16 protein-coding genes are annotated in these 20681 nt (G+C 61.1%); 12 read left to right on the plus strand and 4 right to left on the minus strand.

Going from position 1 to position 20681, the window contains the following annotated elements; translation table 11 throughout:
* Positions 1-8: 8 nt before the first annotated feature.
* The 8 genes from J2Z75_RS24330 (at position 9) to J2Z75_RS24365 (ending at position 11264) form a co-directional block, all read left to right on the plus strand.
* On the plus strand, positions 9-1358 hold the full coding sequence (locus J2Z75_RS24330; RefSeq protein ID WP_209855584.1) for an adenylate/guanylate cyclase domain-containing protein: 1350 nt from the start codon (positions 9-11) through the stop codon (positions 1356-1358).
* A gap of 258 nt (positions 1359-1616) precedes the next feature.
* The gene (locus J2Z75_RS24335) at positions 1617-3518 is read left to right on the plus strand and encodes an ABC transporter ATP-binding protein (RefSeq protein WP_209855586.1); all 1902 of its coding nucleotides are present in this window, start codon (positions 1617-1619) and stop codon (positions 3516-3518) included.
* Complete coding sequence (locus tag J2Z75_RS24340; RefSeq protein ID WP_209855588.1) at positions 3515-5416, plus strand: ABC transporter substrate-binding protein; 1902 nt, start codon at positions 3515-3517, stop codon at positions 5414-5416. Before J2Z75_RS24335 ends, J2Z75_RS24340 begins: the two co-directional genes overlap by 4 nt.
* 2 nt (positions 5417-5418) lie before the next feature.
* The gene (locus J2Z75_RS24345; protein ID WP_209855591.1) at positions 5419-6417 is read left to right on the plus strand and encodes an ABC transporter permease; all 999 of its coding nucleotides are present in this window, start codon (positions 5419-5421) and stop codon (positions 6415-6417) included.
* The gene (locus J2Z75_RS24350) at positions 6414-7589 is read left to right on the plus strand and encodes an ABC transporter permease (RefSeq protein ID WP_209855592.1); all 1176 of its coding nucleotides are present in this window, start codon (positions 6414-6416) and stop codon (positions 7587-7589) included. The genes J2Z75_RS24345 and J2Z75_RS24350 overlap by 4 nt, the downstream gene beginning before the upstream one ends.
* A gap of 72 nt (positions 7590-7661) precedes the next feature.
* Positions 7662-8870 carry a glycosyltransferase family protein gene (locus J2Z75_RS24355; protein WP_209855595.1) on the plus strand — a complete coding sequence of 403 codons (1209 nt, stop codon included), beginning with the start codon at positions 7662-7664 and terminating at the stop codon, positions 8868-8870.
* Between the two features lie 7 nt (positions 8871-8877).
* Positions 8878-10125 carry a glycosyltransferase family 4 protein gene (locus J2Z75_RS24360; protein ID WP_209855597.1) on the plus strand — a complete coding sequence of 416 codons (1248 nt, stop codon included), beginning with the start codon at positions 8878-8880 and terminating at the stop codon, positions 10123-10125.
* The gene (locus tag J2Z75_RS24365; protein ID WP_209855599.1) at positions 10122-11264 is read left to right on the plus strand and encodes a glycosyltransferase family protein; all 1143 of its coding nucleotides are present in this window, start codon (positions 10122-10124) and stop codon (positions 11262-11264) included. The genes J2Z75_RS24360 and J2Z75_RS24365 overlap by 4 nt, the downstream gene beginning before the upstream one ends.
* 7 nt (positions 11265-11271) lie before the next feature.
* Here the strand turns inward: J2Z75_RS24365 and J2Z75_RS24370 are convergent, their stop codons facing one another.
* Positions 11272-11949 carry a class I SAM-dependent methyltransferase gene (locus tag J2Z75_RS24370; RefSeq protein WP_209855602.1) on the minus strand — a complete coding sequence of 226 codons (678 nt, stop codon included), beginning with the start codon at positions 11947-11949 and terminating at the stop codon, positions 11272-11274.
* Between the two features lie 38 nt (positions 11950-11987).
* Between J2Z75_RS24370 and J2Z75_RS24375 the strand changes: the two genes are divergently transcribed.
* From J2Z75_RS24375 to J2Z75_RS24385, 3 genes are all read left to right on the plus strand, one after another.
* Positions 11988-12587: a hypothetical protein gene (locus J2Z75_RS24375; protein ID WP_209855605.1), complete on the plus strand. Its 600-nt coding sequence runs from the start codon at positions 11988-11990 to the stop codon at positions 12585-12587.
* Between the two features lie 8 nt (positions 12588-12595).
* Complete coding sequence (locus J2Z75_RS24380; protein WP_209855608.1) at positions 12596-15313, plus strand: ABC transporter transmembrane domain-containing protein; 2718 nt, start codon at positions 12596-12598, stop codon at positions 15311-15313.
* 122 nt (positions 15314-15435) lie between these two features.
* Entirely contained in the window at positions 15436-15912 is a 477-nt protein-coding gene (locus J2Z75_RS24385) for a cyclic nucleotide-binding domain-containing protein (protein ID WP_209855857.1), read from the plus strand.
* 7 nt (positions 15913-15919) lie between these two features.
* On the opposite strand, the gene J2Z75_RS24390 is transcribed toward J2Z75_RS24385, so the two are convergent.
* A complete protein-coding gene (locus tag J2Z75_RS24390) occupies positions 15920-17707 on the minus strand; it encodes a metallophosphoesterase family protein (RefSeq protein ID WP_209855612.1) in 1788 nt (595 codons plus the stop codon).
* A 229-nt stretch (positions 17708-17936) separates the two neighbouring features.
* On the opposite strand from J2Z75_RS24390, the gene J2Z75_RS24395 reads away from it, so the two are divergent.
* Positions 17937-18767, plus strand: a complete 831-nt coding sequence (locus tag J2Z75_RS24395; protein WP_209855615.1) for an MBL fold metallo-hydrolase — start codon at positions 17937-17939, stop codon at positions 18765-18767.
* 13 nt (positions 18768-18780) lie between these two features.
* Here J2Z75_RS24395 and J2Z75_RS24400 read toward each other — a convergent pair whose 3' ends face one another.
* On the minus strand, positions 18781-19545 hold the full coding sequence (locus tag J2Z75_RS24400) for a polysaccharide deacetylase family protein (RefSeq protein WP_209855618.1): 765 nt from the start codon (positions 19543-19545) through the stop codon (positions 18781-18783).
* A 1-nt stretch (position 19546) separates the two neighbouring features.
* The gene (locus J2Z75_RS24405; protein WP_209855621.1) at positions 19547-20641 is read right to left on the minus strand and encodes a glycosyltransferase family 4 protein; all 1095 of its coding nucleotides are present in this window, start codon (positions 20639-20641) and stop codon (positions 19547-19549) included.
* Positions 20642-20681: the final 40 nt, after the last annotated feature.

Raw genomic sequence — 20681 nt, forward strand, 5'->3', positions numbered from 1 at the left:
GTCAAGCGATGAACATCCACAAGACGACTGTTTCCACCCATCTGCTGGACCGCGTATCGTACTGGTTGCAGCAGGCCGCCCTCAACGGCGAAACTCTCGAAACAGTGGTCGCGGGATTCTGCGAGAGGCTTGCGGCGTCCGGCCTGCCGCTCAATCGTGTCCATTTGAGCTTTTCGATGCTGCACCCGCTCTATGATGCGCTCGGCTTCACCTGGCTGCGCGGCCAGGGTGTCATCGTCGAAGGCTATCGCGCCGATCCCACCGATGAAAAGCCGGACCGCTTTCTGCAAAGCCCCTATTATTATCTGCTGAGCAACAACCTCGAGCACATGCGCCGGCAGATCGATCCCAAGGCTCCTTCCGAATTTCCGATCTTCGACGATCTGAAGGAAATGGGTGTCACCGACTATATCGCCTTCGTCCAGTCATTCGGCACAACGTCCGGCCAGGGCATGATCGGCTCTTGGTCCACCGACGCCCATGGCGGCTTTGACGACGATGTCATCGAGGCGTTGCTGCGCATCCAGAACAACCTGGCGGTCGCCGCCAAGATGGCCGTTCTCGGCAAGCTCGCCGACAACATGCTCACCACCTATCTCGGCGAAAATGCCGGCAAGCGCGTCCTCTCCGGCCAGACTCGGCGGGGCGATGGCGAAACCATCCGGGCCGCGCTGGTGATGGTGGACATGCGACAATCGACGGTGCTTGCAGAACGGGAAGGCCGGCAGGTTTATATCGATACGCTCAACCAATTCTTCGATGCCATCGCCACTCCGTTCAGCCGCAATGGCGGCGAGATACTGAGTTTCGTCGGCGACGGTTTTCTCGCCGTCTATCCCTGCGGTCGCCACCGGGAACCGTCCCAGGTCGCCGCCCTTGCCGCGATGGCAGCGGTTCGCCAGGCCACGGCGCATATGGCCGAACTCAACGCCGACCGTCGGCGCCAGGGTATTGGCGATGTCAATTATGGTATCGGACTGCATGTCGGCAATGTCATGTTCGGCAATGTTGGCCTCAAGGATCGACTGGCGTTTTCCGCCTTCGGCGCCGCCGTCAACGAGGTGGAGCGGCTGCAGGGCCTGACCAAGAAATACACCCAGCCGATCGTTGCCAGTCAGGCTTTCGCCACCTATTGCGGCGGTGACTGGGTGACGCTCGGCCAGGAAAAGCTGCGCGGCGTGCGCCAGAAGGTGACCGTGCTTCTGCCCGGAGACGAAAACATGAAGCTGGACGCAAGCGAGACCATACAAAGCCGTTCGCTGGAGACGCGTTCGGAGGCGGAACAGGTCATGCTGCTCTATCGCAACAGCAAGAAACCGCAGCCGCGCGAGCCCCTCTGGAACAAGCTGCTGCAATAACGGATCAAGAGGCCAACGCGGCCAAGCCCGCTGATTGCATTAGCGGGACGCGAAAAACTCTGATCCCGTTCGAATGATTATAGTTTCTTCGTTCGTGGTGGCTTGCCGCCGCGGCTATATCCGCGCCAACTTTACCAGCCGAAGGTCATGGACACGCCAATTTCCGTGCGATAGTCTCCCTGCGATGAAGCCGGGTTTCCACCCGGAGGCGATCTCTGCGTGACAGCGGGCCGCTATGAAACAAGGACACCTGCTGGCATGAATTCAGGCGCAGACCTGTTGCGGATCGAGGATTTGAGTATCTCGTTCGCGATGCTCGGCGGGCAGCTCGATGCCGTGCGCAACGCCAGCCTGCGCGTCCTGCCGGGCAAGGTGACGGCTCTGGTCGGCGAATCCGGCTCGGGCAAATCCGTCATCAGCCAGGCGGTGATGGGCATCCTGCCGAAGACGGCCACATGCAGCGGCCGCATCCTCTTCTGCGATCCGGCGACCAGCAAGGGGCCGGCCGACTTGCTGCTGATGCCGCGCGACGGGCGGGAGATCCGCAACCTGCGCGGCAATCGCATCGGCAAGATCTTCCAGGAGCCGATGACCTCGCTGTCACCGCTGCACACGATCGGCAACCAGATCAGCGAATCCCTGAAAATCCACACCGGCATGTCCGGACGCGAGCGCCGTGAGCGCACCGAGGAAATGCTGGCATTGGTCGGCTTCGCCAAGCCGTCGCGCGCCTTCGACATGTATCCCTTCGAACTGTCGGGCGGCATGCGCCAGCGCGCCATGATCGCCATGGCCCTGATTTGCAATCCCTCGCTTTTGATCGCCGACGAACCGACGACCGCGCTCGACGTGACCATCCAGGCGCAGATCCTGCAACTGTTGCGCGGGCTGCAGACCAAGCTGAACATGGCCATGCTCTTGATCACCCATGATCTCGGCGTCGTTGCCAATGTGGCCGACGAGGTCGTCGTTATCTACCACGGCGAGATCATGGAGGCCGGGCCGGTCGAGGCTATTTTCCGCAAGCCGTCGCATCCCTATCTCAAGGGACTGATGGCCGCCGTTCCGCATTTCGACATGAAGCCGGGAGAGCGCCTGAAAGCGCTGCGCGAAGTTCCGGTGAATACCAGCAACCTGCTCGGGAAAAAGATGATCGTCGCGGCCGACGAAGCCTTGAAGCCGGAAATCCTGCTTTCGGTGCGCGACGTCAGCAAGACCTTCGCCACCCGAAAATCGAGCTGGCTGACCAAGGACACCTCGCCGGCGACCAAGGCGGTCGACGGCGTCAGCTTCGACATCATGCGCGGCGAATGTCTTGGGCTGGTGGGTGAAAGCGGTTGCGGCAAGACCACGCTCAGCAAGATCCTGATGCGTGCGGTGACGCCGGACGAAGGCGCGGTGATGCTCGACAGCAGCGATGGCCCAATCGACGTGCTGAAAGCTGAAGGATCAGGACTCCTGGCACTGCGCACCAAGGTGCAGATGGTTTTCCAGGACCCCGTCTCCTCACTGTCCCCGCGCATGACGGTCCAGAACATCCTGAGCGAGCCGCTCGAAATCCACGGGCGCGGCAACGGCAAGTCGCGTGTCGAGACGGTGAAGGCGCTGTTGAAGGCGATCGGCCTCAACGAGCGCCATCTCAATCGTTATCCCCACAGCTTTTCTGGTGGCCAGCGCCAGCGTATCGGTATCGCCAGGGCGCTGGCGCTCGGGCCTGACCTTTTGATCTGCGACGAGCCGGTCTCCGCGCTCGATGTTTCGGTTCAGGCCCAGATCCTCAACCTGTTGAAGGATCTGCAGAAGGAACTGGGGCTGACCTACCTGTTCATCTCGCACAACCTTGCCGTCGTCGATTACATGGCCGACCGGATCGCGGTGATGTGCGGCGGCCGCATCGTCGAGATCGCCCCGCGCGAAACGTTGATGCAGGCGCCCGTTCACCCCTATACGAAATCGCTGCTTGCCGCAGTACCTTTCCCCGATCTCGACCGGCCGCTGAACTTTTCCATGCTCAACCCAAGCGGCGCGTCCGACAAGCGCAGCTGGGGCAAACAGTTTTCCGACGAGGGCGACGGGACCGTGCTGGGAACAGCGGACCTCGGCAACGGCCATCTTGTTCTGGCGCGCAAAACCGCCGATGTCAGGGAGCTCGTATCATGATCACCCGGCGCATGACCCTTGGGTTGCTTGCCTCCGCTCTCGTGCCCGGCGTCGCCCGAGCGGCCCCGGAGCCGCCATTCCTGCGGCCTTATCTGCGGGCTCAGGCCCTGCCTGATCTGCCTGATCGCCTGCCGAAAAACCCGCGGCGCGTCAATCTGGCCGCCATGGGCCGGCAGCCCGGAAAGTACGGCGGCACTGTCCGCATGCTGATTGGCAGCCAGAAGGACATCCGGATGATGACGATCAACGGCTATGCCCGTCTGGTCGGCTATACCGAGGACCTGCAGTTCCAGCCCGATATCCTGGAAAGTTTCGACGTTCAGGAAGGCCGGATTTTTACCTTCAAGATCCGTGACGGTCACCGCTGGTCGAACGGCAGCTACCTGACCTCCGAGGACTTTCGCTATACCTGGGAAGACGTGATCCTCAACAAGGATTTGCGCAAGGGCGGCATCCAGCGCGAGCTTCTCGCCGATGGTGAAGGGCCGACATTCGAGATCATCGACAAACTGACTGTCCGCTACACCTGGAAAACGCCCAATCCGGACTTCCTGCCGGGCCTTGCCGCCGCCTCGCCGGTCGTCATCCTGATGCCGTCGGCCTATATGCGGCACTTCCACAAGAAGTATCAGGACGATTTCCGCCTGTCGGCGTTGATGAAACAGTACCGGGTCAAGAAGTGGGCCGATCTGCACATCAAAATGTCGCGCCAGTACCGTCCTGAAAATCCCGACCTGCCATCGCTGGACCCGTGGATTCCGCGCACGGCGCCGCCGGCCGAGCAGTTCGTGTTCGAGCGCAATCCGTTCTTTCACCGGATCGACGAAAACGGCCTGCAGCTGCCTTACATCGATCGCTGGCTGCTCAATATCAGCTCGTCGGAAATCATCGCGGCCAAGACCGGGGCGGGTGAAACCGACCTACAGTCCACCGGCGTCGATTTTTCCGACTACGCGTTCTTCAAGGATGCGGAAAAACGCTATCCCGTGAAGGTCAATCTCTGGAAAAGGACTCAAGGCTCTCGCCTCGCCCTTTTGCCGAATCTCAATTGCAGCGACAAGGTGTGGCGCGACCTGTTCTGGGACGTGCGGGTCCGGCGCGCCCTGTCGCTGGCGATCGACCGGCACGAAATCAACATGGTCAGCTTCTACGGGCTTGCGAAGGAAAGCGCGGACACAATCCTGCAGGAAAGCCCACTGTTCAAGCCGGAATATGCGGCCGCATGGGCAAGCCACGATCCCGATCAGGCCAACAGGCTACTCGACGAGGTCGGCCTGACGCAACGCAACAGCGACGGCATACGGCTGCTACCCGACGGGCGGGAAGCCCAGATCGTCGTCGAGACCGCTGGTGAGAGTACGCTCGAGACCGACGTGCTGGAACTCATCAAGGACCATTGGGCGAAAGTCGGCTTCGCGCTTTTTATCAAGACCTCGCAACGGGACGTTTTCAGCAGCCGGACGATGAGTGGCGAGATCATGATGTCCATGTGGTCAGGCATCGAAAATGGCGTGCCCACAGCCGATATGAACCCGGGCGATCTTGCGCCGAGCAGAGACGACCAGTTTCAATGGCCCTCTTGGGGCATGTACTATCTCTCCATCGAGCAAAACGGAACTGCGCCGGAATTGCCGGAAGCGGTCAAGCTGATCGATCTGGTGAAGCAATGGCGAAAGACGGACAACACCGGAGAACGGACACGCATCTGGCACGAAATGCTGGAAATCTATACGCAGAACGTCTTTTCGATCGGCATCGTCAATGCGACTCTGCAGCCGGTCATGCATTCCGCCTATATCCGCAATATTCCCGAAAAGGGCCTCTACGGCTTCGACCCGACCTGTTATCTCGGGGTCTATATGCCAGACACGTTCTGGTACAGCGAAGAGGTTAGCTGACCATGGTGCGTTACATTTTCTGGCGTATCCTGGCAATGATCCCGACCCTCGTCATCATTTCCGCGCTGGTTTTCACGATCATCGAACTGCCACCTGGAGATTACTTCGAGAGCTACATTGCCGAACTTCGCGCCCAGGGCGAAGCTGTGGACACCGCTGAGATTGACGCGTTGCGCAAGGAGTACGGCTTCGATCAGCCGCCGGTGATCAGGTATTTCCATTGGGCCGCTGGCCTGGTGCAGGGCGACTATGGCTATTCGTTCGAATATCAGCTGCCGGTCAACGAGGTGGTCGGTGACCGTCTCTGGCTGACGGTACTGGTTTCCTTCGTCACCATCCTGTTCACATGGCTGATCGCCTTCCCGATCGGCATCTATTCCGCCACCCATCAATACAGCTGGGGCGACTATGGCCTGACGTTTGTCGGCCTGATCGGCATCGCCATTCCGAACTTCATGTTTGCGCTGATCCTGATGTATTTCGCCAATATCTGGTTCGGCACCTCGATCGGCCATCTGATGGACCAGAAATACCTGGCCGAACCGATGAGCTGGGAGAAGGCGAAATCCATTCTTGAACACCTGTGGATTCCCGTGCTGATCGTCGGCACCGCCGGTACCGCAGGCATGATACGCCGTCTGCGCGCCAATCTGTTGGACGAGCTGCAGAAACAATATGTCGTGACCGCTCGCGCCAAGGGCTTGCATCCGTTCCGCGCCCTGGTCAAATATCCCCTACGCATGGCGCTCAACTTTTTCATCTCGGATATCGGTTCGATCCTGCCGGCGATCATTTCAGGGGCGGAGATCACTGCCATCGTGCTGTCTCTCGAAACAACAGGCCCGATGCTGATAAAAGCGTTGCAAAGTCAGGATATGTATCTTGCCGGTTCGTTCCTGATGTTCCTGGCATTCCTCACCGTGATCGGCGTGCTGATATCGGACATCGCACTCGCATTCCTCGACCCGCGCATCAGACTGCAAGGCGGTAGCACCAAGTGACTGTGTCCCTACCTGAATCCGGCGCACCGCTGGCGCATTATGTCTCGACGGCGGCGTTCGATCCCCATTCCATCGATGTGATGTCCGAGGAACAATCGCGAGTCTACCAGGCATCGCAGCTGCGGCTGATGTGGTGGAAGTTCAAGAAACACCGGTTGGCGCTGTACTCGCTTTATTTTCTCACCTTTCTCTACGCGACCATCGCCATCGTCGAGTTTCTGGCGCCGTACAATCTGCACACCCGCAACGTCGACTTCATCCATTCGCCGCCGCAGCGCGTCCATCTGTTTCATGACGGCAAGTTCGTCGGACCGTTCGTCTATGGCCGCACGATGACGCTCGACATGGACACGCTGCGCCGGATCTACACGGACAAACCGGACCGGGTTGAGCCGATTCGCTTCTTCTGCCGGGGCGACGGTTACAGGTTCTGGGGTCTCGTACAGACCAATGTCCATCTGGTCTGCCCGGCCAAGGACGGGCAACTCTTCCTGCTGGGAAGCGATCGCCTCGGTCGCGACGTGTTGTCGCGTATCCTCTACGGAGCCCGGATATCGTTGACCATCGGCCTGCTCGGCATCACCATGAGCTTCGTGCTGGGTATCACCATCGGTGGTCTGGCCGGCTACCACGGCGGTGTCTTCGATCTGATCGTCCAGCGCATCATCGAGGTTTTACAATCCATACCGAGCATACCGCTCTGGATGGCGCTGGCAGCGATCATGCCGGTGACATGGAGCCCGATCCTGATCTATCTCGGCATCACCGCCATTCTCGGCCTGCTCGACTGGACGGGGCTGGCGCGTGCCGTGCGCTCCAAGCTGCTGGCCCTGCGTGAAGAGGACTACGTGCTGGCGGCACAGCTGATGGGCGCCGGCTCCAGCCGCATCATCGGCCGCCATCTTGTCCCCGGCTTCATGTCCCACCTGATCGCGACGGCCACGCTCGCAATCCCGGGCATGATCCTCGGCGAGACGGCATTGAGCTTCCTCGGTCTCGGTCTCCGTCCGCCAATCACCAGCTGGGGCATTCTCCTGACGGAAGCCCGCAGCGTCAGCGTCATTGCTTTTTATCCCTGGCTGCTGTTTCCAACCATTCCGGTCATCCTCGTGATTCTGGCGTTCAATTTCCTGGGCGACGGTCTTCGCGATGCTGCCGATCCGTATAAGTGAAGTGGATACTGATATGCTAAGGACACTCCGCAAGGAGATCGGCAGCGCCAGGGGAGACAAGAGGCTCCGCTCATGACGCGCCGGATCGAGGATGCCCGTATCCTGATGTACAGCCACGACACCTTCGGCCTTGGTCATCTCCGCCGTTGCCGGACCATCGCGCATTCGCTGGTGGAGGATTATCGCGGCGTCAACATCCTGATCATTTCGGGTGCTACGATCGCGGGGGCCTTCGACTACCGGGCGCGCGTCGATTTCGTGAAGATCCCCAGCGTCATCAAGCTGCGCAACGGCGAATACACCTCGATGGACAGGCATATCGACCTGCACGAGACGCTGAAGATGCGCAAGTCGATCATCCGCCATACGGCCGAGACTTTCCAGCCGGACATCTTCATCGTCGACAAGGAGCCGATGGGCCTGCATGGCGAAGTCGAGGACACGCTGGCCTATCTGAAAAAGCAGGGAACGACCCTGGTTCTCGGCCTGCGCGAGGTCATGGACGCGCCGCATCTGCTCGACGCCGAGTGGAAGCGCAACGACGTGATGCGCAAGATCGGCCAGTTTTACGACAGTGTCTGGGTCTACGGCCCACCGGATTTCTACGACCCGCTGATCGGCCTGGACGTTCCCCCGTCTGTGCGCGCAAAAATGGACTTTGTCGGCTTCCTGCAAAGAAGCGTCTCGCAAGATGTGGAATCCGAGCACAAGCCAAAGGGCGACTACATCCTGGTGACCACCGGCGGCGGCGGCGACGGCTCCGACCTGATCCACGACGTCATCGACGCCTATCAGGAAGATCCGACGCTCACGCACAAGGCGCTGATCGTGCTTGGCCCCTATATGCCGGCGAAGCAGCGCCACAAGCTGATCATGAAATGCGCCAAGATCCCGTATGTCGAGGTCATCGAATTCGACAACAGGATGGAGGAACTGATCGCCGGCGCCAAGGGCGTTGTCGCCATGGGCGGCTACAACACCTATTGCGAAATTCTCTCCTTCGACAAGCCGGCACTGATCGTGCCCCGGGTCATGCCGCGCGAAGAGCAGCTGATCCGGGCAAGCCGCGCCGCCGAGCTTGGCCTGATCGACATGCTTCTGCCCGAGGAAGCCGCCGACCCCATGCGCTTCGCTGCTGCTCTCAAGGCCCTGCCGAATCGCAACCCGCCATCGAAAAGCGCCAAAGGCATGACACTCGAAGGCCTTGCGAACATATCGCAGATCGTTGGGGAATGGCTCGGCCGCCGCGACCGCGAGCACCTGACGGTCGTGAAAGGGTGACGACACGTTGACTGAACGCCGCAAGATCGTCGTGGTGCTGAAGGGATATCCGCGCCTGTCGGAAACCTTCATCGCCCAGGAACTGCTCGGACTGGAAAGGGCCGGTTTCGAACTCGCGCTTGTGGCGCTGCGCCACCCGACGGACAAGAAGCGCCATCCTGTTCACGACGAAATCCGCGCTCCGGTTCACTATCTGCCGGAATATCTGCACGAGGAACGTCTCAGGGGCTTGCGTGCGCTTGCCTTCTGCCTGCCGAAGCCTGGATTCTGGCGCGGTCTGCTCTCGCTCGCTTCGGATTTCTGGCGCGATCGGACGCGCAACCGGCTTCGCCGTTTCGGCCAGGCAATGGTGCTCTGCGCCGAGTGGCCGAAGGGTGGCGAGTGGCTGCACGCACATTTCATCCACACGCCCGCCTCCGTCGCCCGCTACGCCAGCATGATAAGGGGTACGCCCTGGACCTGTTCGGCCCATGCCAAGGACATCTGGACATCGCCCGAATGGGAGCTTGCCGGCAAACTTGCCAGCACCCGCTGGACGGTGACCTGCACGCAGACGGGATTTGAGCAGTTGCGCCATCTTGCCGGCGGCAAGCCGCATGTGCATCTGAGTTATCACGGCCTCGACCTCACCCGTTTCGGCACATTTGACGACATCCGCCCATCCCATGACGGATCGCGGCCGGAAGCTCCCGTGACGATCGTCAGCGTTGGCCGCGCCGTAGAGAAGAAGGGGTTCGATATCCTGCTGCGCGCGCTCAGCCTGCTGCCTGCGGATATCAACTGGAAATTCGAACATATCGGCGGCGGCGAACTGCTGAAAAAGCTTCAGGCGCTGGCGTCCGAGCTTGGCATTGCCGAAAAAGTCACCTGGCATGGCGCGCTGTCGCAAACGGAGGTGCTGGGGCATTATCGCAACGCCGATATTTTCGCCCTTGCCTGCCGCATCACCGCCGATGGCGATCGGGATGGATTGCCGAACGTGCTTGTCGAGGCGTCGAGCCAGTCCCTGGTCTGCGTATCGACGAACATCTCCGGCGTGCCCGAACTCCTTGTCGATGGCGAAAACGGCTTTGTCGTCCCGCCGGAGAACGCCCAAGCGCTGGCCGGGGCCTTGGAAAAGGCCATCCGCGATCCAGCCCTGCGACAGCGGCTGGGAGAAGCGGCGGAACAAACGGTGCGCCGCGAATTCGACCATGAAACCAGCATCCGCCAGCTGAAAAACCTGTTCGAGACGGAATGGCAGGTTTCGCAATGACCGAGGTTCAAACGGCGCCCCGCGCGTTTTTCTACGTCCAGCACTTGCTCGGCATCGGACACCTCGCCCGCGCCAGCCGCATTGCCCGGGCTCTGGCCGAGGATGGTTTCGACGTCACGGTGGTCACCGGCGGCACGCCGGTCACAGGCTTTCCCGGACCGCTCGTACATCACGTCGCCTTGCCGCCGATCACGGCAGGGGATGCCGGCTTTTCCGGACTGGCCGATATCGACGGCAATCCGGTCGACGATGCCTTCAAGGATAATCGCCGGGATCGGCTGCTGACGGCTTTCCGGCAAAGCCAGCCCGATATCGTCATCATCGAGGCCTTCCCCTTCGGCCGCAGGCAGGTCCGTTTCGAACTGCTCCCCCTGCTCGATGCGATCGCCACGACGGATCCGAAGCCCTTGGTCGTCACCTCGCTGCGCGATATCCTGCAGGAGCGCTCCAAGCCCGGCCGCGACGAAGAAACCGTTGCAACGGTGAAGCAGTATTTCGACCGCGTCCTGGTCCATGGCGATCCGGCTTTCGCCCGGCTTGAAGATACCTTTCCGCTGGCTGCGGACATCGCGGACAAGGTTGTCTACACGGGGCTGGTGGCCGCACCGTCGCCCGGACAGCCAACCGAGCGTTTCGACGTCATCGTCTCAGCCGGCGGCGGCGCCGTCGGCAATGCCTTGATCCGCGCGGCGCTTGAAGCCGCCAAGTCCCTCGGCGCGGCCCTGTCCTGGGCGCTGATCGCCGGCCCCAATCTGCCCCAGTCCGATTTCGACGCCATCTCGGCCGATGCGCCCTCGCATGTCAGCGTCTACCGCTTCCGTCCGGATTTCGCCAGCCTGCTGGCCGGCGCCAAATTGTCCGTGTCACAAGCGGGCTACAACACAGTCTGCGATATTCTGCGTGCCGGCTGCCACGCCCTGCTGATCCCGTTTACCGCTGGCGGTGAAACCGAACAGACAGTCCGGGCGGAGCGCCTGGAAAAGTTGGGACTTGCTCATGTTCTGACCGAAGATGATCTCTCGCCGGAAAGCATGACGCAGGCCATCAAAACCGCTCTCCTGGAGACCGACCGCCCGCCGCACAGCCTCGATCTCGACGGCGCGCACCGCACCGCCGAAATCCTGCGCGGGCTGCTCTGATAGCGCATCAGACGGTGCCGATCACCATGAAGCGTGTGTATTTCTTCATCGCCAGCGAGCCGGCAAACGCTACGTGGCTGAGCGACGTCTGCTCCTGGAAGGCCTCGAGCGACGGCACGCAGTTGATGTGGGTCGGCTCGCTGAAATAATCGTTCGACTGCAGCATGACCTGCGTGCCGCGTGGCAAGAGCGAGAGCCACGCCGGAAGATCGGCGATGTGCTCGCAGCTGGTGTTGATCACCAGATCCGCATCGCGCGCCTGGTAATCGAGCCCGTACATATCCTGCGTGACGGCCCGGAAACGCTCGCCCGCCTTGGCGTTCAGCGTTTCAGCGACCGCTGCGACATCCGGATCGATGTCGATGCTCTCGATCAGCGCGATATCGAATCGGCGGTCGTCGAAAAACATGGCCGGCAACACGCCATACCAGCCGCCAAGCAGGATGATGTGTTTAAATTTCCCGCCAAGGCTTTCAAACAGCTTTTCGCGTGCCCATATCTTGCTTCCAACCTGCTTGTGGTTGAAGGCCGTGCCCAGGTCCGCGTCAGGATATTTGGCGACAACTTTCGCAAGGCCTTCTATCAGAGAGCTTCCCGTATAGGCGGACAGACCGCGGATAATATCGAAGGCGCTCTCGTGCCAATCTGTTGTGTTTGCTTCGTTTGTTCGGGTGGTTTTCATCATGCGCGTGTTGTAGTCTGGACTTTTCTGGAGTGCAAGGAATGCAAGTCAATCTGAAGGATGCCGCGGCCGTTTCGCCGTCCCTGGAGGCGGGAAAGGACATACCGCATCTGGCAGGACTTGGCGCAACCATGCGGCAGGTCTTTGCCGCGCACTTCATGCGCGACTGCCCGCACATCCTGGAAATCGGTGGCCACATCCGACCCATCACGCCTTATCTCACCCACCATCCACTGTCGGTGACCTCCGTCGACCCGAAGACCGAGGCTCACGAAGCGACCGAGCTGAACGGCGGGCAATGCCACGTGCGGCATATCCCTGCCAAGTTCCAGCAGATCGACTATCACTATCAGCCCGGCAGCTATGGCCTCGTTCTGCTCGGCTATTCGCTGAAACCGTTCGGCCGTAAGGATCCTCTCGGGGATCTGCTGTTTTCGCTGATCGACAATGCGAAAACCGTCGTTATCGAATACGCGCCCGAGCTTGAACGTGCTGCATCACAGGTGCCGCATATCGTCAGCCGCCCGTCCGTGACGGTCCGGGGACTGTTCGATCTTCACCTGCACGACCCGGAGATCGCCGGCACGCCCTACGCCGCCCGGCGCTTCTACGTCCTCGACACCCGCTATTCGGCTAGTTGAATTCACCCATGGAAAAACGCCTCGCCCGCTACATCTGGACCCATACCCGAGGCCAGCAACTCTGGATCCTTCTGGTCGTCGCCGTCTCGATGATTCCCTACTTCCTGTCGTTCGACCTGCCCAAGCAGATCGTCAACGGCCCCATCCAGGGCCAGGGCTTCGACCAGCCGGGCGCCACCCAGACTTTCATGAACATCAGTTTCGACCTGCCCTGGCTTGGCACCGTCACGCTCTTTGATGGCATCGAACTGACGCGTATGCAGACGCTGTTCGCACTCAGCATGGTTTTCCTCGTGCTGGTGATCATCAACGGGCTCTTCAAGTTCTACATCAATACCTACAAGGGCCGGCTTGGCGAACGGCTGCTGCGGCGCATCCGCTTCGAGCTTGTCGATCGTATCCTGCGTTTCCCGCCCAGCCAGTTCAAACGCATGAAGGGCGCCGAAGTCTCCAGCATGGTGAAGGACGAGGTCGAGCCCCTGGGCGGCTTCACCGGCGATGCCTTCGTCCAGCCGGCGCTGCTCGGCGGACAGGCGCTGACGGCACTGTTCTTCATCTTCATGCAGAATGTCTGGCTCGGCCTGATCGCCGCCGTCATGGTCGGCGTCCAGGCGCTGATCATTCCGCGCATGCGCCGACGGCTGCTCGTGCTCGGCCGCGAGCGCCAGATTACCGCCCGCGAGCTTGCCGGCCGCGTCAGCGAGATCGTCGACGGCATCGGCACGATCCACGCCTACGACACCTCGAACTACGAGCGCGCTGACATCGCATCCCGCCTGGGGCGCATTTTCAAGATCCGCTACGACCTCTATCAGTGGAAATTCCTGGTCAAGTTCATCAACAATTTCCTCGCCCAGCTGACGCCCTTCCTGTTCTACTGCATCGGCGGCTATCTGGCGCTGCAGGGCCGGCTCGACATCGGCCAGCTGATTGCCGTGATCAGCGCCTACAAGGACCTGCCCGGCCCGCTGAAGGACCTGATCGACTGGGACCAGACCCGTCAGGACGTCCAGGTGAAATATGTCCAGGTGGTCGAACAGTTCAGCGTCGACCGGACGATCGACCCGGCTATTCAAGCCATCGCCATCAAGGATGCCGGCTCGCTGAAGCATCCGTTGGCCGCGGTCAGCCTGTCGCTTGCCGATGACAGCGGCGCCAAGCTGCTGGAACGCGTTTCCGTGCAGATCCATCCCGGCGAGACGGTTGCCATCGTTGGCGGCGCCGCGGGCGGCGGCGACATGCTCGCGGAAGCCTTTGCGCGTCTTACCTGGCCGGAGAGCGGCAAGGTGACCGCCGGCGGCGACGATCTTCTGGAATTGCCCGAGTCCGTCACCGGACGGGCTATCTCCTATGTTTCGTCCGATGCCTACTTCTTCTATGGAAGTTTGCGCGACAACCTGCTTTACGGCCTGAAGCATGCGCCGCTGAAGGATGCCGTATACCAGGGCAGTGGTGCCACGCATCGCAAATGGCAGATCCACGAGGCAAAGCTGGCCGGGAATCCGGACTATGATGTCAACAGCGACTGGATCGACTACGAAGCCGCCAATGCGACCGAGGCGGGCGACCTCTTCGCCCCCATTCTCTCCGTTCTCGACACCGTTCAGCTATCGAAGGATATCCTCGACCTCGCGCTTCGCAGCACTGTATCGCCGAGCGACCATGCAGGCCTTGCCGAGGGTCTCGTCGAGATGCGCCACGCCCTTCGCGACGAGCTGGAAGAGGCGGGCCTGAGCAGCCTCGTCGTCTCCTTCGAGCCAGGCGCCTACAACACCGAGGCCACGGTCGGCGAAAACCTTTTGTTCGGCACGGCAACCGGCCCGGCCTTCATCGGCAAGGCAATCGGCAAGAATGCCTATTTCCGCTCGGTCGTCGGACGCACCGGGCTCGACCGCATCATGTTCGACATGGGCTACAGCATCGCCGAAAACGCGGTGGAGCTGTTCGCCGACCTGCCGCCGGATCATCCATTCTTCCAGCAGCTCACCTTCATGACGGCGGACGACATTCCGGAATACCAACTGCTGCTGCAGAAACTGAAAGGCAAGAGCTTCGATGGCGCCTCTGAAGATGACCGCGGGGCAATCATTCGCCTGAGCTTCCGCTACATCGAGCCGCGGCATCGCTTCGGTCTTCTGACCGACGAATTGATGGCGAAGATCGTCGATGTCCGCCGCCAGTTCCATGACGGAATGCCGGACAATATGCGCGGCGATATCGAACGTTACGACCCGGAACACTATCTGGCCTCGGCAAGCCTGATGGACAATATTCTGTTCGGCCGCATCAGCCACAAGCATTCCGACGGCTCGAAACGCATCCGCTCGATCGTCAGCTCGCTGTTGAACTCCCTCGGGTTGTTGGAGCGCGTGATCGATATCGGCCTGGACTTCAATCTCGGCGCCGGCGGCAAGCGCCTGACCGCCGTGCAGCGGCAGAAACTCAATCTGGCGCGCGCGCTGGTCCGCCGGTCGGACTATTATATCTTCAACCGGCCGCTTCCCGGCCTCGACCACCGCCTTCAGGACGAAATCGTCCGCGATGTCCTGAAACTCGTACGCCGGGACGGGAGGGATCCGGCGGTCATCTGGGTGCTGTCGAATACCGCGCTGTCGAGCCTGTTCGACCGTGTTCTGGTGTTTGACAGAGGCATGCTGGTGGAGGACGGCACGCATGCGACGCTTGTTGAGAATAACGGTATCTTTAAGGAACTTGTGTCATCATAATGTCAAAGGCGAAGTCCATGCGTGCGACGGGACGCAGGCATGGATATCCTTCCAAATGGAAGCGTTGGTGACCATCACCGGCGCGTGATCCGGAAGGAAGAAAATGGGGAATGGGCACGGAAATGCTTCTGAAGGATGAAGTTCAAATGCTGCGGCGCGTGCCGCTGTTTTCGAATGTCGAACCGGGAAAGCTGAAGCTTCTCGCCTTCACATCCGACCGTGTCAGCTATGATGCCGGCGAGGCCATTTTCCATCAGGGCGACACCGGCGACGCGGCCTATGTCGTGCTGGCCGGCAAGGCTGATATTCTCGTGGATTCCTCCACCGGGCCGATCAAGATCGCCGAAGTCGAGACAAATTCAATCGTCGGCGAGATTGCCATCCTTTGTGATGTCTCGCGAACCGCCACAGTGCAGACGACAACCGCGGTGGAAGCCCTGCGCATCCGCAAGGATCACTTCCTCAAGCTTTTGACCGATTTCCCCGAGATCACCATCGAGATCATGCGCGTTTTGGCCGACCGCCTGAGCCACACGACGAGCGAACTGTCCGAGGCCCGCAGCCGCGCGGCACGCAAGGCGCCGGAACAACCCGCCTGATCTCGCATTACTGCTGCGCGGTCTTTTTCTCGCCCTGCCGCAGATCAATCCGGCTGATCGCTCCGGTCATCCGGTCGATACTGAAATTGCCTGACGGCAGACCGGACGCGTATTTCCAGAACATCCGGAAGATGAGCGCAAACCGAGCCTGCGTCGCGTTCGTATCGCTCCAGTTGCCATCCGCGAAAAGCTGCCCCACTGCCCGGTACGACGCCATCCGCTCCCTCGTGATCCAGTCGAACGCCAGTTCGCTTCCCATCCGCAACCGATACCAGTCGGCCAGGAACTCCATCGCCGTAACCGAGAGCTGCGCAGCCCCTGCTCCCGCAGCCGCCAGCCGCTGCTGAAGCTCCGCGTCCGTGCGGGCAGCCGCAAGCGTGGCAATGGCATCCACAGCGGCGACCGGTTCGTCGATCAGCGCCAGCGCGGCCAGATCATCAAGGTCGAGGGTGCGGATCATCGCCGTGATGTCCTTCGGCCATTCGCGCTTCAGGTAGCGCCGTCCGACCAGATGGGCGAGATGTTCGAACAGGAAACCGCCGTAGTCATCGACATCCAGCAGGCTGCCTGCTTCCAGCCGCGACGGCACGATCTCCTTGTCATAGGCCAGCCTCAAATCTGCATCGAGCGGCATGGCATTGATCCCGACTGTCTCGATGTCGATGCGTTGCTCGCCGACCGTGACCACCTTGTAGGCCCCGGGAAAGGCAACCAGAGACGGCATCGCCACGTTGATCAGGAACCGATCGCCGTTGTCGTGGCGCGCGGTGTCATTGACATGCAGATGCCCGCTGAAATGAATGTCGATGCCCGCCGCAATCAGCGCTTCGGCAACGGCCCTCGTGGGGATACGTTCCGACATGCCCGTCCGGCCCAGGAGCGCCACCTCGTCATCGACCGTCGCGTCGAGCGGATCGAGAACGGGATAATGCGAAAACGCGAGCAGGCATTTGCCTTCATGGCGCGCACGCCCGGCAATATCCTTCATCCAGTCGAGAACGAAGCGCTTGTGCGTCAGCATGGCGTTCCAGCCGGCGCTGGTGCTATCGGCAAGGTCGCCGGCCTCGCCCGGGGACACGCCATCGACGGGTACAAAAACATTGGCATCGATCATCAGCAGCCAGACGCCGGGAAAGGGTTCGACCAGATAGGATGCGTCCATCAACGAGCGTGTGGTTTTGCCATCGGGTGACTGTACCTGATAGAACCGCGCTGCCGGATTCCCGTCCGTGCCGAACGGTGTTTCCCAATGAAGGTCGCCCGGCCGCGGAAAGAAGCCGAAATCTGCCATGGCATCGAGCCCATCCGGATATCCCCGGCAATACATCCGATCACTGGCGATGACCGAATGCGCGCCACGATCGCGCATATGCGGGTCGCTGCTGAGAATGCTGTAGCTGCCGTCCTCGTTCATGAACCGCTTGGCGCGATGCCGGCCGGCAGCGCCGAAAATGTCGTGATTGCCGACGGTGGCGTAGAAGCGCATGCCGAACCGCGCCGCATAATCATCGAGCACCCGTTTCACGCCCTTGACGGTTTCCACCTGCCCGTCGTCGGAATAGTCTCCGAGCAGCACGACATGGCGGATGCCACTGGCGGCGATTTCGTCGAGCGCATGATGGAACGCGAAATAGCTTTCGTTGAAGACGCGCGTCGAGCGGGCCGTATCGGCAAGCAGCCTGAATGTCAGCCGGCGATCGCCCTGCACGATGCCCGGAAAGCCATAGTCGGCGTATAGATCGTGAAAATGCGCATCGGCGATGACGGCAATGCGCGGATGCTTTGAGGATGGCATTCTTTGGTTGTTTTCCGTCTGCGCGTTCAAACCGGATTTGTTTCCTTTCGTCTCTGGCACATATGGAAAGAAAAAGCGAATTCGAGTCTCGCTTAACCCATGCAGTTTGGCTAACATGACGGCAATGAGGCTTGGTTAATCAAGCCCACCTTAAAAGACGACCTTAAGAATTAAGTGGGACAGTTGCAGAAGGACAGCCGATAGAGTTGGCCGTGACTGAGGCGAGAGAGTGAACGAAAACGTGTTTCGGGTGCGGTTATGGGGAGTGCGCGGCAGCCTCCCGGTCTCGGGGGCCGAATTCCAGAACTATGGCGGCAACACCATCTGCATCGAGATGCAATGCGGACCCCATAGGCTATTGTTCGATGCCGGCTCCGGATTGATGCCGGCGGGCCAGGCGCTCAAGTCCGAGGGCGTTTCCGATTTCAACCTGTTCTTCACCCACTGCCATTACGACCACATCGTCGGCCTTCCCTACCTGCCGGCGCTGTTCGATCCGCATGCCTCGGTAACTCTATGGTCCGGACATTTGGCCGGCCGCATGTCCACGCGCCAGATGATCGGCGAGTTCATGCGCCCGCCGTGGTTCCCCGTCGAGCCCGATATCTGCCGCGCTTCAATCAACTGCCGGGATTTTCGTTCCGGCGACGTGCTGTTTCCCTATCCCGATGTGGCGATCAGGACGGGCAGCCTCAACCATCCGGGCGGCGCGATCGGCTACCGCGTGGAATGGGGTGGCCGCGCCGTGGCGCTGGTGACGGATACTGAACACAAGCCGGGCACGCTCGATCCGGCGGTACTCGACCTGATCGATGGCGCCGACCTCTTTCTCTATGATTGCATGTATACCGACGACGAGATGCATCGCCATGTCGGCTACGGCCATTCCTCCTGGCAGCAGGCCATCCGGCTTGCCAAAACGGCGAAAGCCAAGCAGGTGGCGTTCATCCATCATTCGCCGTTGCGCACCGACAGCGAACTCGACGCCATTCAGCGGCTCGCCGAGCAGGAATTCGGCGGCGCCTTCATGGCCCGTGACGGCCAGGTGATCGACCTCTGAAAGCCGACCCTCCTCAGCCTTGATGGACCGGAGCTTTTTGCCCCCGCAGAATATCGGGGACCGGTGTCCAGAGGCATGCGGGATGGCGCGAGGTGACTGCGAACAGAGCGCTCATAAAATTCCAGACGGCGTCATCATGGACCAGATGGTGGGTCAGAAGCCCCATTGTCCCGCCATTGTCGAACATATGCCGCAAGCGTGCCACGATCTCGACCACCAATGCCTGTGGATCACGCCCGCCCCGCGTGCCGTGCCAATCCATGACATCCACATGGCTATTGATCAGGGGCAGGTCCGCCGGTTTTTCCGGGCCGTAGACCGACAGCGCCTCATAGCCGAGCCCGGCCAGATGCGGCACAAGCGCCGCATCGATGCGGTTCCACGGCGGCACGAGCATGGGGACGAACCGCCCGCTGTGCAGTCCGGCCAGACGATCAAAACCCTGCTTCAGTTCGCCAAGCACGGCGGCAGCCGGCCGGTGCCGGCCAAGCTCCTGCTTCTTCTCTTCAGCACCCGCGTAGTTTTTATGCGACCAGCCGTGGACCGCGACAGTGCATAACGGCTCCCGCTCCAGCCTCGCTGCAAGCGCTTCGCCCGTATGGGCCGGAATGATCGCCAACGTCAGCGGCACCGAAAATATGCCTGATATCTCCAAGAGCCGGTCGAGCGGCGCAGTCGGCTCGACGGCATCATCGTCCCGCAGCCAGAAGCGCGCTACCTTGCCCGTCTGCTGCCAGCGGCCCAGTTCCTCGACAATAGTCTTCTCGAAATCGTTCATGTTATCGTGCCTGTTTCAGGTGTTCATCGAGGATGATGCCCAGCCGCTCCGCCGCCCGGTCGAGCGAGCGTTCCTCGCTAGCAAATGGTCTTGCCGCGCGGGCCAGCGCCGTTCGCTCCTCATGCCGCGTCAACAGCCGCTCGATCGCCTGCGCATAGGCATCGATATCGCCGGGCGGCGTCAGCAGGCCCGTTCGCCCATGCGCCACCACTTCCGGCACGCCGGCGATCTCCTGCGCGACGACAGGCAAACCCGCCGCCTGCGCCTCGAGATAGGCAAGCCCATAGGCCTCGCCACAGCCGGGCCAGACATAGAGTGCCGAACGCGACAGAAGACCGGCGATGTCATCAGCGGGTTTTTCGCCGTGCCAGATGATCCGGCCCTCGTCGAAGCCGGCAAACAGCGCCCTCACCTCCGCTGCACGCGGCCCATCTCCGACGACGGACAGTTGCCAGGGCAGATGCATCAGCCGCGACAGAGCCTCGGCCAGCATGACGTAGCTCTGCATCTTATCGCCGGAGCGCATCATCGCCACGGTGATCAATCGCCCGGGCTCCGGCATGGGCTGCCTCGCAAGCATGAGGGCCGGGTCGATGAAGGGCGCAAGCAAGGCCAGACGCGCATCGGGCGCCGCGGCGGCAAGCCCGTCAAGATCGCGCCGTGTCAGGCAGATATTCACCGAAGCCTGCTTCACCGTTTCCAGCACCTGTTGCTGCGTCCCGGCCCACAGCCCGGTGTTGCGCCGGGCTGAATAGGATGCTTCCGCCGTCACGTAGCCTATTGCGAATTCCCGGGCGAGCGCCGGCCCGATGAGATCAGGCGCCTTGTAATAGGGATGGTAGCAGAACCAGGCATCGGGATTGCCTGTCTCTCGCCAGAGCGCCGAAAGCCGCTCCCTTTCCCCTTCCGCGGCAGTCGACAGAGCCTCGACGGCGGCGGCCGAAGCATCGGGCAGGAAAGCCCGCAACTCCGAAGCAATCTCCACCTGATGCCCCGCCCGCGCCAACGCCGCCATCAACAGACGCGCCATCAGCCGGTCCCCGGAGGGAACGGGATGGTTGGGGGATTTCAGCGGGCAATAAAAAGCGATCTTCATGAAGATGCGGTTCTAGAACATCGAACCGGCGATGGAAACG

It is taken from the genome of Rhizobium herbae (assembly GCF_017873135.1).
GTDB lineage: Bacteria > Pseudomonadota > Alphaproteobacteria > Rhizobiales > Rhizobiaceae > Pararhizobium > Pararhizobium herbae.